Origin of the sequence: Pseudomonas sp. B33.4 (genome assembly GCF_034555375.1) — a bacterium.
Taxonomy (GTDB): domain Bacteria; phylum Pseudomonadota; class Gammaproteobacteria; order Pseudomonadales; family Pseudomonadaceae; genus Aquipseudomonas.
Genome location: NZ_CP140706.1, coordinates 2,183,087 through 2,196,473, shown reverse-complemented (window position 1 = coordinate 2,196,473; position 13,387 = coordinate 2,183,087). Strand labels below are relative to the sequence as shown.

At 59.3% G+C, this 13,387-nt stretch carries 15 protein-coding genes and 1 tRNA gene; 8 read left to right on the top strand and 8 right to left on the bottom strand.

Annotated elements, in window-relative coordinates; genetic code table 11:
* Positions 1-135 precede the first annotated feature (135 nt).
* Together U6037_RS09640 and U6037_RS09635 are read left to right on the top strand one after the other, a co-directional pair.
* A complete protein-coding gene (locus tag U6037_RS09640; protein WP_322846568.1) occupies positions 136-1,332 on the top strand; it encodes an amino acid aminotransferase in 1,197 nt (398 codons plus the stop codon).
* A gap of 225 nt (positions 1,333-1,557) precedes the next feature.
* Complete coding sequence (locus U6037_RS09635) at positions 1,558-1,758, top strand: hypothetical protein (protein ID WP_016983541.1); 201 nt, start codon at positions 1,558-1,560, stop codon at positions 1,756-1,758.
* Here U6037_RS09635 and U6037_RS09630 read toward each other — a convergent pair.
* Complete coding sequence (locus U6037_RS09630) at positions 1,755-1,985, bottom strand: hypothetical protein (protein ID WP_322846567.1); 231 nt, start codon at positions 1,983-1,985, stop codon at positions 1,755-1,757. The genes U6037_RS09635 and U6037_RS09630 overlap by 4 nt on opposite strands.
* 219 nt (positions 1,986-2,204) lie before the next feature.
* On the opposite strand from U6037_RS09630, the gene U6037_RS09625 reads away from it, so the two are divergent.
* Positions 2,205-2,280: transfer RNA gene (locus U6037_RS09625), tRNA-Asn, on the top strand.
* Positions 2,281-2,508: 228 nt separating this feature from the next.
* On the opposite strand, the gene U6037_RS09620 is transcribed toward U6037_RS09625, so the two are convergent.
* Positions 2,509-4,032: a nucleobase:cation symporter-2 family protein gene (locus U6037_RS09620; RefSeq protein ID WP_007913403.1), complete on the bottom strand. Its 1,524-nt coding sequence runs from the start codon at positions 4,030-4,032 to the stop codon at positions 2,509-2,511.
* A 254-nt stretch (positions 4,033-4,286) separates the two neighbouring features.
* Between U6037_RS09620 and U6037_RS09615 the strand changes: the two genes are divergently transcribed.
* The gene (locus U6037_RS09615) at positions 4,287-4,571 is read left to right on the top strand and encodes a BrnT family toxin (RefSeq protein ID WP_322846566.1); all 285 of its coding nucleotides are present in this window, start codon (positions 4,287-4,289) and stop codon (positions 4,569-4,571) included.
* Between the two features lie 3 nt (positions 4,572-4,574).
* The gene (locus U6037_RS09610; protein WP_150650995.1) at positions 4,575-4,901 is read left to right on the top strand and encodes a BrnA antitoxin family protein; all 327 of its coding nucleotides are present in this window, start codon (positions 4,575-4,577) and stop codon (positions 4,899-4,901) included.
* Here the strand turns inward: U6037_RS09610 and U6037_RS09605 are convergent.
* Together U6037_RS09605 and xth are read right to left on the bottom strand one after the other, a co-directional pair.
* Positions 4,898-5,731 carry an arylamine N-acetyltransferase family protein gene (locus U6037_RS09605; RefSeq protein WP_322846565.1) on the bottom strand — a complete coding sequence of 278 codons (834 nt, stop codon included), beginning with the start codon at positions 5,729-5,731 and terminating at the stop codon, positions 4,898-4,900. The two genes, U6037_RS09610 and U6037_RS09605, sit on opposite strands and share 4 nt — an antisense overlap.
* Before the next feature lie 101 nt (positions 5,732-5,832).
* On the bottom strand, positions 5,833-6,627 hold the full coding sequence (gene xth / locus U6037_RS09600; RefSeq protein ID WP_322846564.1) for an exodeoxyribonuclease III: 795 nt from the start codon (positions 6,625-6,627) through the stop codon (positions 5,833-5,835).
* A 129-nt stretch (positions 6,628-6,756) separates the two neighbouring features.
* On the opposite strand from xth, the gene U6037_RS09595 reads away from it, so the two are divergent.
* The gene (locus tag U6037_RS09595; protein WP_322846563.1) at positions 6,757-7,338 is read left to right on the top strand and encodes a GNAT family protein; all 582 of its coding nucleotides are present in this window, start codon (positions 6,757-6,759) and stop codon (positions 7,336-7,338) included.
* A 3-nt stretch (positions 7,339-7,341) separates the two neighbouring features.
* Here U6037_RS09595 and U6037_RS09590 read toward each other — a convergent pair whose 3' ends face one another.
* The 4 genes from U6037_RS09590 to U6037_RS09575 all read right to left on the bottom strand — a co-directional run bounded on the left by U6037_RS09590 (position 7,342) and on the right by U6037_RS09575 (position 11,314).
* Positions 7,342-8,784: a mechanosensitive ion channel family protein gene (locus U6037_RS09590; RefSeq protein ID WP_322846562.1), complete on the bottom strand. Its 1,443-nt coding sequence runs from the start codon at positions 8,782-8,784 to the stop codon at positions 7,342-7,344.
* A gap of 209 nt (positions 8,785-8,993) precedes the next feature.
* Positions 8,994-9,620 (bottom strand): isochorismate family cysteine hydrolase YcaC, encoded by a 627-nt coding sequence (gene ycaC, locus U6037_RS09585; RefSeq protein ID WP_322846561.1) that lies wholly within the window; start codon positions 9,618-9,620, stop codon positions 8,994-8,996.
* Positions 9,621-9,677: 57 nt separating this feature from the next.
* Positions 9,678-10,361, bottom strand: coding sequence for an isochorismatase family protein (locus tag U6037_RS09580; RefSeq protein ID WP_316917952.1), 684 nt, complete (start codon positions 10,359-10,361; stop codon positions 9,678-9,680).
* An 86-nt stretch (positions 10,362-10,447) separates the two neighbouring features.
* Positions 10,448-11,314, bottom strand: coding sequence for a pirin family protein (locus U6037_RS09575; protein ID WP_322846560.1), 867 nt, complete (start codon positions 11,312-11,314; stop codon positions 10,448-10,450).
* 105 nt (positions 11,315-11,419) lie between these two features.
* Here U6037_RS09575 and U6037_RS09570 point away from each other — a divergent pair, with 105 nt between their 5' ends.
* On the top strand, positions 11,420-12,328 hold the full coding sequence (locus tag U6037_RS09570; protein ID WP_242208505.1) for a LysR substrate-binding domain-containing protein: 909 nt from the start codon (positions 11,420-11,422) through the stop codon (positions 12,326-12,328).
* Positions 12,329-12,572: 244 nt separating this feature from the next.
* Positions 12,573-13,376: a 2,5-didehydrogluconate reductase DkgB gene (gene dkgB, locus U6037_RS09565; protein WP_322846559.1), complete on the top strand. Its 804-nt coding sequence runs from the start codon at positions 12,573-12,575 to the stop codon at positions 13,374-13,376.
* The last annotated feature ends 11 nt before the right edge of the window (positions 13,377-13,387 follow it).

Genomic DNA, 13,387 nt, shown 5'->3' with positions numbered 1-13,387 from the left:
ACCCTAAAAGCCGAATCGCCTGTCGCCATTGTTCCGTAATGGCCTCTATACTAGCTCCCCGTTTGTGCACCGCTCTAGTGCATCCGGCTGGAGCGCGACACGTCCCTCCATTCTCCATTCAGAGCCGCCGCAATAATGAGCCTGTTCTCCGCTGTCGAAATGGCACCCCGCGATCCAATCCTGGGCCTCAACGAAGCATTCAACGCCGATACCCGGACCACCAAGGTCAACCTGGGCGTTGGCGTGTACTGCAACGAAGAGGGGCGAATTCCACTTCTGCGCGCCGTGATCGAAGCCGAAACCGTTCGCGCTGCTCAACACGCTTCGCGCGGTTACCTGCCGATCGATGGCATCGCTGCCTACGACCAGGCCGTGCAAAAGCTGCTGTTCGGCAACGACTCGCCGCTGATCAGCGCCGGTCGCGTCATCACCACTCAGGCCGTCGGCGGGACCGGCGCACTGAAAATCGGTGCCGACTTCCTCAAGCAACTGCTGCCGAACGCTGTTGTAGCGATCAGCGACCCGAGCTGGGAAAACCACCGCGCACTGTTCGAAACCGCCGGTTTCCCGGTGCAGAACTACCGCTACTACGACGCAGCCACCCACGACGTTAACCGTGCCGGCATGCTCGAAGACCTCAACGCCCTGCCAAACGGCTCGATCGTTATCCTCCACGCGTGCTGCCATAACCCGACCGGCGTCGACCTGACCCCGGCGGACTGGAACAACGTGCTGGAAGTGGTCCGCGCCAAAGGTCACGTGCCATTCCTCGACATGGCCTACCAAGGCTTCGGCGACGGTATCGACGAAGACGCCGCAGCTGTGCGCCTGTTCGCTGAATCCGGCCTGACCTTCTTCGTTTCGAGCTCGTTCTCCAAGTCGTTCTCACTGTACGGCGAGCGCGTTGGCGCCCTGTCGATCATCAGCGAATCGAAAGAAGAAAGCGCGCGCGTGCTGTCGCAGGTCAAGCGTGTGATCCGCACCAACTACTCCAACCCGCCGACTCACGGTGCGAGCATCGTGGCTGCCGTGTTGAACAGCCCGGAACTGCGCGCGCAGTGGGAAGCCGAGCTGGCTGAAATGCGTCTGCGCATCCGTGGCATGCGCGAGCAGATGGTTGCGCTGCTGGCCGAAAAAGCCCCGGGCCGTGACTTCAGCTTCGTTGGTCGTCAGCGCGGCATGTTCTCCTACTCGGGTCTGACCACTGAGCAAGTGCATCGCCTGCGTAACGAGTTCGGCATTTACGCACTGGACACCGGCCGGATCTGCGTGGCTGCGCTGAACCAAAGCAACATCACGGCTGTAACGGATGCGATTGTTCAGGTCATCTGATTTCGCCGCGTGATGAAAAACGGGAAGCCTTGGGGCTTCCCGTTTTTTATTTGTCCCGGATAACGCCCCACACCCTCTAGACTGCACACAAATCAAACTGTAGGAGTGAGCCTGCTCGCGATAGCGGAGTGTCAGGTAATGAAGTTTCGGCTGACACGACGCTATCGCGAGCAGGCTCACTCCTACAGGTTTTGTGTACACCCGAGATTTCTGAAGAGAGCCCATATGAAAAACGACAACCTGCGCGCCGACCGTGACGACCTGGATGATTTCATCCCCCGCGCCTCGGCCAAACGCGAAAAAAGCCTGGTGCTGCAAGTCGCGGCCGGGGTCTTCCTTGGCGGCCTCGCCCTGTGGCTGGTGCAACTGGCAGCCACAGCGGCTTACGCCAAACTGATGCTGGGCACCATTACCTTCGGCAGTTAAGCCAGTTCGCTCGCGCGCTGAGTGGCGGCATCGTCATAAGCGACGTAAAGCGATTCGGCGATCTGGCTTTTGATCGCTTTGGTGCTTTCCAGACCGAGGACAAAACCTTCGGCCTTGCCGCCGGCGCGGTTCAATTCTTCAGCGGTGCCAGCCTGAGTGATTGCGTCGAAGAGTTTTTCGGCATGTGCACCGACGCCTTTGGGCAGGCTGATTTGCGCGATGCTCATGCGAACACCTCGTTATTGCGGATTGAATGCTTCATGGCACGTACCTTTTCGGCGAATGGCCGGCAGCGCGTGTGACCACTTCCGGGCGGCTATGGTAGACCTCTGCTACGGTTCTGGTAACCGCCAATCACTGACAAACCACCGTTCATCCCGGCAAATCAGCCAATTTCACAAGAGAAGCTTGACTTCTCTTTTTGAATCAGTAACATACGCACCAATTCCGCAATAGCTCAGTTGGTAGAGCAAATGACTGTTAATCATTGGGTCCCTGGTTCGAGTCCAGGTTGTGGAGCCAAATAGCAAAGCCCCTGAATCGAAAGATTCAGGGGCTTTTTTGTGGGCGATGGAAAAGATCAGAAGATCGCAGCCTTCGGCAGCTCCTACAGATTCAGCGTTCATCCGCAGAATCGGCGGAGTATGAGATCTGTGTAGGAGCTGCCGAAGGCTGCGATCTTTTGATCTTGAAATGAAAAAGGGCCGATCTGTGTGTAACAGATCGGCCCTTTTTATTTAGAGTCAGCCGTCAGACGTGCTCGCTACTCTTCACCTGCACCTTCGGCGCACCATGGCCATGATCGTGGTCATCGGGCTCGATCACCGGCACTTCCTTGCCATCGCAGTCATGCAGCTTGCCGTCGCTGAAGTAATCGCCTTCGCGCAGCGCCGCCAGATCGCGGTAACGCAGGGTCCGCTCCTCGGCTGCGGCAAACACCGATTGCTGATCCGAGTTACCGGCAGTGAAGTGGTTGAACGCCAGGTTGAGCAGAATAGCCATGATCGCCGACGAGCTGATGCCCGAGTGGAAAATGGTCGCGAACCAGCTTGGGAAGTGATCGTAGAAGTTCGGCGCAGCAATCGGAATCATGCCGAAACCGATCGAGGTGGCGACGATGATCAGGTTGACGTTGTTGCGGTAATCAACCTTGGACAGCGTACGGATGCCGCTCGCGGCCACGGTGCCGAACAGCACGATACCGGCACCACCGAGCACCGAAGTCGGCACTGCCGCAATGACCCGGCCCATGAATGGCAGCAGGCCGAGGATGACGAGGAAGATACCGCCTGTGGCCACCACGTAACGGCTCTTGATCCCGGTTACCGCCACCAGCCCGACGTTCTGGGCGAAGGCGCTCTGGGTGAACGAACCGAAAATCGGCGCAAACATGCTCGACAGCATGTCCGCCCGCAGGCCATTGCCCAGACGTTTGGAATCGACCTTGGTGCCGATGATTTCACCGACCGCCAGAATGTCCGCCGAGGTTTCGACCAGCGTCACCATGACCACGATGCACATCGACAGGATCGCGGCGAAATGGAAGGTCGGCATGCCGAAGTGGAACGGTGTCGGGAAGCCGAACATCGGGCCAGTGGTGACACTGGAGAAGTCCGCCATGCCGAGGAACACCGCCAGCACCGTGCCGATCACCATGGCCAACAGGATCGACAGACGCGAGATGGTCGAGCTGCCGACCTTGCTCAGCAGCAACACCAGCACCAGCGTGACCGCCGCCAGACCGATGTTCTGCATGCTACCGAAGTCCGGCGCATGGCTGTTGCCACCCATCGCCCAGCGCGCGGCCACCGGCATCAGCGTCAGGCCGATGGTGGTGATCACGATGCCGGTGACCAGCGGCGGGAAGAACTTGGTGATGCGCGAGAACACCGGTGTGATCAATAAGCCTATCAAGGACGCCGCAATCACTGCGCCCAGCACCGACTGGAAGCCGCCCTCCCCGCCACTGCTGACGATCGCGACCATGGTCGCCACGCCGGAAAACGACACGCCCTGTACCAGCGGCAACTGACAGCCAAAAAACGGTAGACCCAGGGTTTGCAGCAGTGTCGCCAGCCCCCCCGCAAACAATGAAGCAGCAATCAGCAAACCAATGTCTGCCGGCGACAGGCCGGCCGCCTGGCCGATGATCAGTGGCACCGCAACGATACCGCCGTACATGGTCAGAACATGTTGCAGGCCGTAAGCCATATTCGCGCCGACCCCGAGATTTTCGTCCTCGGGCCGTTGGTGTGAAACATGGGGCGTTTTCATGGTGGGGGGTTCCCTGGTTTTTGTTATGCGCACACTGTATTCAATAATCGGGACAAATGTCCATATAGTTGTATACAACTTGTCAGTCACATAATGGATAGGTAGCCACCCAAGCTTCTAGCCCGCTGCTCCCATCTCCCACAAATCCGGCAACACTTCCTCTCCAGTGCCCTCGCCTGCCGCCACTACGCTGAAGTGTTCACGGCGACCGACGGTGCGGACGCGCTCTTTTTTATACATATAAAGTATGCATAATGAAGTCAATTGAAATTCAGTACGACAAAAGCAAGAACGCAGCTAACAAACTCAAGCACAAGGGCGTCAGCCTCGCCGAGACCGAACCGGTCTTTCACGACGAACGAGCACTGACGATCGAGGACAACGACCATGACGAACAGCGCTGGATCACTATTGGCCTCAACGGCAAAGGGCGCTTGTTGGTCGTTGCGTACAGTTACCGGGAAGCGAATGTTGTTCGAATCATTTCTGCACGTGCCGCCACACCGAGCGAACGTTGCGCTTATTTTCTGGAGGCTTGACCGATGAAAGATGAATATGACTTTTCTCAGGGCAAACGCGGCGCAGTGGCGTCAAACAAAGGTAAAACCCGCATCACCATCATGCTCGACGACGCCGTCATCGAGGCAGCGCGTACGGTCGCGGAAAACGAAGGGTTCGGTTATCAGACGGTGATCAATAACACCCTGCGCCATGCCCTGCTCGATGCCGTCGCCAAACCGGAACAAGCCGAATCGAGCGGGCAATTCAAGAAAGGCATTACCGCCGCAGACCTCAAGAGTCTAGAGAAAAAACTGTCGGCAGCGGTCGGGGAAATCCGCCGAGTGCTGGAGCCAGACGCCAAGCCCTAAACGGAAACCGGTGTGATCATCCGCGCCAGAGCCTGCCGTATGTGGGGCAGATCCGGCAGGTGCAGAGCAAACTCGCGCGCCAGCAATTCAATCAGCTCATCGACCTGCGTCACCTCGCGCCGCTCACTGCTGGCGCCCGTGCGATGAACAGCGAAGCTGCCGTTGTTCAGCGTCTTGCGCCAGCCATCGCCAGTACGCGCGACCATCAGGCGTTGGGTAAACGGAGAGTCGGGATGGGCCGAGACGTACCAGTTGCCAATGGTGAAATCGATGTCTTCCTGGCGTTGCAAATCGAACAGATACATCGACCGCCACTCGCCCGCGACATTGGCGCGCAGCATGTAGCCATCAGCTTGCTTTTCGATGCGATAGGGTTCGTGCGGTGTGGTTTGTTCGGCTTCGGTATCGAGAAGCAGCGGCGCAGTCGGCACCATGCCGCCGAAGCCTACGTCGGTGATGTAGCGCACACCGTCTAGCGTGACCAGACTCAAGCGGTGCGTGCGCGCCGTCCAACTGCCTTCCGGCTGATTCATCACCACGCGCCCGCTGATGGCGCGAGCGTCGAAACCCAGTTCCAGCAACAGGTTGAAAAACAGATTATTCAGCTCGTAGCAGTAGCCACCGCGACCGCCGAGCAGAACTTTCTCTTCAATCGATGGCAGATCGATCAGCACTGGCGCTCCGGTAATCGTCGCCAGATTCTCGAACGCAAAGGCACCGGTGTGGCGCCATTGCAGCAGCCGCAGGTTCGCCAGCGTCGGCGCTGGTGGTGCATCAAAACCCAGGCGTTGCAGATACAGCTTCAGATTCTTCAGGCGTGGCTCGCTCATTGCTTGATCCTTTTGCATGGGGCCGCAGTTCACTGCGTTGATGGTCGCCATGTATACGGGATCAGGCAGGCATTTCGACAATTGATTTCGCCAATCGCCCGCTAGCGTTTCTTGCGTGAGCCGATACGAATCCACGTCGGCGCATGGTCGCTGGCATGCGGCTCGTTGCGCACCCAGGCGTCGACCCCGGCCTCATGCAGATACGGACTCAGCGCCGGGTTGAGCAGCAGATGATCGATGCGCAGTCCGGAGTTGGTTTGCCAGTGTTGGCGGAAATAATCCCAAAACGTATAGAGACGATCCTCGGGATACAGATGGCGCAGCGAATCGGTCCAGCCCTGATCGAGCAGGCGCTGATAACACTCGCGGCTCTGCGGTTGCAGCAACGCATCCTTGAGCCACGAGCGGGTGTTGTAGATGTCCATGTCAGTGGGCACGACGTTGTAGTCACCGGCCAGCACCACCGGGTGATCGCTGCTTTGCAGGTCTTTGGCGTAGCTGATCAGCCGTTCGAACCAGGCCAGTTTGTAATCGAATTTCGGTCCCGGCTGCGGATTGCCGTTGGGCAGGTACAGGCAACCGACGAGTACGCCATGCACCGCCGCTTCCAGATAACGACTGTGCTTGTCATCCGGATCGCCCGGCAGACCGCGTCGACTCTCCAGCGGTTGCGCGTCACGGGCGAGAATCGCCACGCCGTTCCACGACGCCTGGCCTTGCCAGATCGCGCCATAACCGGCGGCTTCCAGTTCTGCTGCAGGAAATGCGCTGTCGAGGGATTTGAGTTCTTGCAGGCAGGCGATATCCGGTTGCTCGCGCTTGAGCCAATCCAGCAGGTTCGGCAGACGCGCGCGTAAACCGTTGACGTTGTAGGTGGCGATCCGCAGGTTTTTCATCGGCGCAGGCTCCTGCCAGTGGACTGTGAAAATTATGACCTCGTGAACATCGTGGCGGTTGCATCGGATCCACTCGATGCGGCGTAATACGCGCTCGCCATTCGCCCGCTCCGCCGAGACCTGAATCCCATGCCAACCACGCTGCAAGGTCAGCGCATTCTCCTGCGCCCGCTTGAGTATTCCGATGCCGCCGCCCTGCTCCATGCGGCCGCTGACGGCGAATTGTGGAACCTCACCGTCACCGTGGTGCCTTCGGCCAGCACGGTCGACAGTTATCTGAAAAAGGCACTCGATGGGCGTGACGCTGGCACCGTGATGCCGTTCGTCATCGTTCTCAAAGAGACCGGCGAAGTCATCGGCTCCACGCGTTTCTGGAAGATCGACACGCTCAATCGCAAGCTGGAAATCGGCAGCAGCTGGATCGCGGCGAGCTGGCAGAAATCCTTCGTCAACACCGAAGCCAAGTACCTGATGCTGCGTCACGCCTTCGAAGTCCTCGATTGCGTGCGCGTGCAGTTCACCACCGACGAGAACAACGAGAAGTCACGCAACGCGATCCTGCGCCTTGGCGCGCAACAGGAAGGCATCGTCCGGCATGAGCGGATCATGCCGGACGGGCGCAAGCGCAACTCGGTGCGCTTCAGCATCATCGACGACGAGTGGCCGCAGGTGCGTCGGCACCTGGAACAGAAACTCGTCGGCTACCGGTAATGCTCAGGCGCGATTGCGCAGCCATTGCAGGAAGCCTTTTTTCGGTGCGACCACTGGCGCGTCCTCGGTCAGCGATTGCGCCTTGTGCAGGCGGTAATCGAGCAAGGCTTTCATCGCGTCGTTGATGTCGTGACGGGCGTCGAGGCATGGCTTGAGGTACGACTTTTCAATGCGGTACAGGGCGCAATAAGTCTTCGCGGCAAACTTCGCCGGCACCGAGGAATCGGAAAGAATGCCCGCCTCACCGATGACCTCGCCGGGGCCCATGCGTCCGGATTCAAACGGCGTGCCATGGCGGGTCAAGGTCACCGTGACCACACCCGACTCGATAATGAACAAATGATCGCTGACCTCCCCCGCCTCAAGGATCGTCTCGCCGGTACGGAAGGTTTGCAGGCTCATGTTCTGGCTGAAGGTGTCTTTCTCTTCCTGGCGCAGGGTCGAGAAGATCGGCGAACTGTCGAGCAGCGCGCGGGGCCGCGACAGGTTGCTCGGTGTGCTGCTTTCATCACTCGACAGCAGATTGACCCCGGACGCCTGCAAGTGCCGATACGCCAGATCGAACAACTGATTGCGCACCACGCGCTTCTCGCCCATCGACGCAACGAAACCGCTGATCTCGTATTCCGCGCCACTGCTGCCGGAGCTTTTCAGCGCCACGTTCGGCGCAGGCGTGTCGAGCAATTGCCGACAGCCCTGCATGGCCCGCTCCAGCGCATCGATCACCGCATTGGGCCGCGCATGCGGGCTGACCTGCACGCTGACCGCGACGCCGAACATATTGCTCGGCCGACTGAAGTTGATGATCTTGGCCTTGGCCGCCAGCGAGTTGGGGATCACCGCCATGCTGCCCTGACTGGTTTGCAGGCGCGTGGCGCGCCAGTCGATATCGGTGACCCGCCCTTCGGTGCCGTCGATGGAAATCCAGTCATCCAGTTGATAAGGCTTGGTGGTGTTGAGGACGATGCCGGAGAACACATCGCTGAGGGTGCTCTGCAAGGCCAGACCGACGATGATCGCCAATGCGCCGGACGTCGCCAGCACGCCTTTGACCGGCAGGTCCAGTACATAGGCCAGCGCGGCAATGATCGCGATGAGGAAAATCACCGCGCCGAGCAAGTCCTGCAACAGTCGGCCGGTGTGGCCGACTCGCTGCATCATTACCGCGCCGATCAACACCGTCAGGGTGCGCGCACCGAACAGCCACCAGCCAATCTGCAACCCGGTCGCCGCCAGGTGCAGCGGCACGTTGTCGGCCCACGGCGCCGGCTCCATCGGGTTGAGACCTTCGTTGAACAGCAGGACGCTGAACAGCGTGAAAATCAGCACCCGCACCAGCAGTTTCCACTCGCTGCCATGGGAACTGATCAAACGCCACAGGCCCAGATCGAGGAGGATCAGGATCAACGCGCAGAACAACGGGTGTTCGGTGAGCAGAGACAGCATCAAACAACTCCGACGGGGGCCAATCGCGAGAAGATCGCACAGATTGAGCAAGTGTAGGAGCAATTGATTTCAGAGGATGAACACGCCCGCAAAAACACCACAAAACCCATGTAGGAGCTGCCGCAGGCTGCGATCTTTTGATCTTGAAAAAACAACATCAAAAGATCGCAGCCTGCGGCAGCTCCTACACAGGTTTACGGGGTGACAGATTACTTACCGTTGGTCAGGCTGTTGTAGCTGGTGAACAGGTTGCGATAGTCCGGAATGTGGTTGGAGAACAGCGTGCCCAACCCTTCGATGTCGTTGCGCCAGTCGCGGTGCAGCTCGCAGGCCAGACCGAACCAGGTCATCAATTGCGCACCGGCCGTGGACATACGGTTCCACGCCGATTCACGGGTCAGTTCGTTGAACGTGCCCGAGGCATCGGTGACCACAAACACATCAAAACCTTCCTCTATCGCCGACAGTGCCGGGAAAGCCACGCAGACCTCGGTCACCACACCCGCGATAATCAACTGTTTCTTGCCGGTGGCCTTGATCGCCTTGACGAAATCCTCGTTGTCCCAAGCGTTGATCTGCCCCGGACGGGCGATGTACGGCGCATCGGGAAACAGTGCCTTGAGTTCCGGTACCAGCGGGCCGTTGGGGCCGGTTTCGAAACTGGTGGTGAGGATTGTCGGCAGCTTGAAGTACTTGGCCAGATCGGCCAGCGCCAGCACGTTGTTCTTGAACTTGTCCGGATCAATATCGCGTACCAGCGACAGCAGTCCGGCCTGATGATCGACCAGCAGCACCGCAGCGTTGTTTTTATCCAGACGTTTGTATTGAGTGGTCATTGCAGTAATCCTCGCGGGTGGTAGAGGCCGACGGGGGGTCGGCCTCAGGGGACTCGATCAGCGCTGGGAATCCAGCACTTCGTGTTCGTTCGCGACTTGCTGAGCCTTGAGGTAGCTCTCGATCAGCAATTGATAATGCGGCATGGCCTGGGCGTAGACGGCCGCCCACTGCTCAGCATCGGGACGGTTCCACGAGCCTTGCAGCTCGGAAAGCGTAGCCATGATGTCGATCGGCACCACCCCGGCCTGAGCCAAACGGGCAACGGTCAGATCAGTGGCCAGTTTCGAGTGATTACCGGACGCATCGACCACGGCAAATACCTTGTAGCCTTCGTGCACGGCGGCGATGGACGGGAACGCCAGGCAGACGCTGGTCAGGGTCCCGGCGATCACCAAGGTTTTCTTGCCGGTGGCTTTGACCGCCGCGTGAAACTGCGGATTGTCCCAGGCATTGATCTCGCCCTTGCGCGCCACGTATTGCGCATGCGGCGCTGCTTCGTGAATCTCCGGGATCAACGGCCCGTTCGGCCCTTGCGGCACGGAGGCGGTGGTGATCACCGGCATCTTCAACAGGGTTGCGGCTTTGGCCAGTGCGATGGCGTTGGCGCGCAATTGCGGCACGTCCATGTCCTTGACGATCTGGAACAGACCGCTCTGGTGGTCGATCAGCAGCATCGCTGCGTCGCTGGCATCGATGGTCGGTTTCTGGCCGTCGAAGTTCGCTGCATTGACAGTGTTCATGTGCGTTTCCTCTTTTCTATAGGCGACAGCCATCCCTGGCCTGCGAACCGGCCTACGCGTCCTGTGTAGAGCGGAGTGGTGGTGCGTTAAGCGTGCATCTGGCCGAAGCGGCCGGACTGGAAGTCGGCGAACGCCTGGTGGATTTCCTGCTCGGTGTTCATCACGAACGGGCCGTGGCCGACGATCGGCTCATCGATTGGCTCGCCGCTGAGCAGCAACACCACCGCGCCCTGGCTGGCTTCGAGCGTCATCTGATGGCCGTCACGTTCGAACAGGGCCAACTGCCCTTCGCGCACCGATTCCACACCATTGACCTGCACCGAGCCTTTCAACATCACCAGCGCGGTGTTGCGGCCTTCGTGCAGATCGAGCGTCAGCAACTTGCCGGCGTTGAGGCGCAAGTCCCACACGTCGATCGGTGTGAAAGTGCGCGATGGGCCGGTATGGCCATCGAACTCACCGGCGATCAGGCGCAAGCGGCCGGCGTTGTCCTTGAGCGCGATGCTCGGGATATCGCTGTCGAGAATGGTCTGGTAGCCCGGCGCGGCCATTTTGTCCTTGGCCGGCAGGTTGACCCACAGCTGGACCATTTCCAGTTTGCCGCCGGTCTTGGCGAAGTTTTCCGAGTGGAATTCCTCGTGGAGGATCCCCGACGCCGCCGTCATCCATTGCACATCGCCCGGGCCGATGATGCCGCCGCTGCCGGTCGAGTCGCGGTGCTGCACTTCGCCTTCATAAACAATAGTCACGGTTTCGAAACCACGGTGCGGATGCTGACCAACGCCACGCCGTTCGGTGGTCGGGGTGAAATCGGCGGGACCGGCATGATCAAGCAGCAGGAACGGGCTGATGTGTTTGCCCAGGTTGTCGTAGGAAAACAGCGTGCGAACCGGGAAACCATCGCCGACCCAATGGCCGCGCGGGCTGGTGTAGATACCGATGATGTTTTTCATGGTTGTCTCCAATGGGGGTGAGTGATGCGATGGATTAAGCTTAAATCCATGACCATTAATGCACTAGACTGCAAAAATCAGTCTTAGCGTTCTATCTGGAGAACGATGGTGGAAGACCTCAACACCCTCTACTACTTCACCCAAGTGGTCGAGCACCACGGATTCGCTGCCGCCGGGCGGGCGCTGGACATGCCCAAATCAAAACTCAGCCGGCGCATTGCCGAGCTTGAGGAGCGTCTCGGCGTACGTCTGCTGCACCGCACCAGCCGTCATTGTTCATTGACCGAAATCGGCCAGGCCTATTACCAGCGCTGCCTGGCCATGCGCATCGAAGCCGAGAGCGCCGCCGAACTGATCGAACGCAACCGCTCCGAACCGCAAGGTCTGGTGCGCCTGAGTTGCCCGACGGCGCTGCTCAATTCGTGGGTCGGGCCGATGCTCACGCGCTACATGCTCAAGTACCCGCTGGTGGAGTTGTTCATCGAGAGCACCAACCGCCGGGTCGATTTGATTCACGAAGGATTCGACATTGCGCTGCGGGTGCGTTTTCCGCCACTGGAGAACACCGACATGGTCATGAAGGTGTTGGGCAACAGCACGCAATCGGTGGTCGGCAGCCCGCAGTTTGTCGAACGCCTGTCGTCACCGCCCTCGCCTGCGGACCTCAACGGTCTGCCGAGTCTGCACTGGGGTGCGGCGCAGCGTGAATATCAGTGGGAGTTGCTGGGGCCGAATGACAACACGGCGCTGATTCGCCATACGCCACGGCTGGTCACTGATGATCTGATCGCGTTGCGTCAGGCAGTGATTGCCGGGGTCGGCGTGGCGCACTTGCCGAGTGTGGTAGTGCGTGAGGACATTGCCGCCGGACGCGTGGTCGAGTTGATTCCCGGCTGGGCACCGAAGTGCGGGGTGGTGCATGCGATTTTTCCGTCGCGGCGCGGGTTGTTGCCGTCGGTGCGCACCTTGATTGATTTTCTCGGGGAGGAGTTTGCCCACAGCGACATTGCCTGAATCGGCGGTGCGCCCATCGCTGGCAAGCCAGCTCCCACAGGTTTCGGGGTGTATACATAATTCATCACTCACACAAATCTCTGTGGGAGCTGGCTTGCCAGCGAAGGGGCCAGCCCGGACAACACAAAATGAACATTTGATTCATGATTTGCGGTCAACAGTGCTTTGTCCCACCAGCGGTTTTTCTCAACGATGCAGACGCGGATACTCCTGGCCATTCTCACTGCAACCCTTGGAGTCTTTCATGTCTGTTCCCGCTTTCGGTCTTGGTACGTTTCGTCTGCAAGGCCAGGTGGTCATCGATTCGGTGAGCACCGCCCTCGAGCTCGGCTACCGGGTCATCGACACCGCGCAAATCTACGAAAACGAAGCCGATGTCGGCCAGGCCATCGCCGCCAGTGGCATCCCGCGCGAAGAGCTGTTCATTACCAGCAAGATCTGGGTCGCCAACTTCGCCAAAGATCGCTTGATCGACAGCCTCAAGGAAAGCCTGCAAAAACTGCAGACCGACTACCTCGACCTGACGCTGATTCACTGGCCGTCGCCGGAAAATCAGGTTCCTGTGGCAGAATTCATGGGCGCCCTGCTCGAAGCCAAACGTCTGGGCCTGACCCGGCAGATCGGTGTTTCCAACTTCACCCTCGATTTGATGAAGCAGGCAATAGCGGCGGTCGGTGCAGAAAACATCGCGACCAACCAGATCGAACTGCATCCGTACCTGCAGAACCGCAAGGTGGTCGAGTTCGCCCGTAGCCAAGGCATTCACATCACTTCGTACATGACCCTCGCCTACGGTGAAGTGCTGAAAGACCCACTGATCCAGCAGATCGCCGAACGCCTGCAAGCCACCCCGGCGCAAGTCACCCTCGCCTGGGCGATGCAGTCGGGCTACGCGGTGATCCCGTCGTCGACCAAACGCGCCAACCTGCAAAGCAACCTTGCCGCCACGGCGCTGACCTTGAGCGATGCCGACATGGCGCTGATTGCCACGCTGGAACGCGACCATCGCCTGACCAGCCCGAAAGGCATCGCACCAGACTGGGACTGACCTGCCGTCCG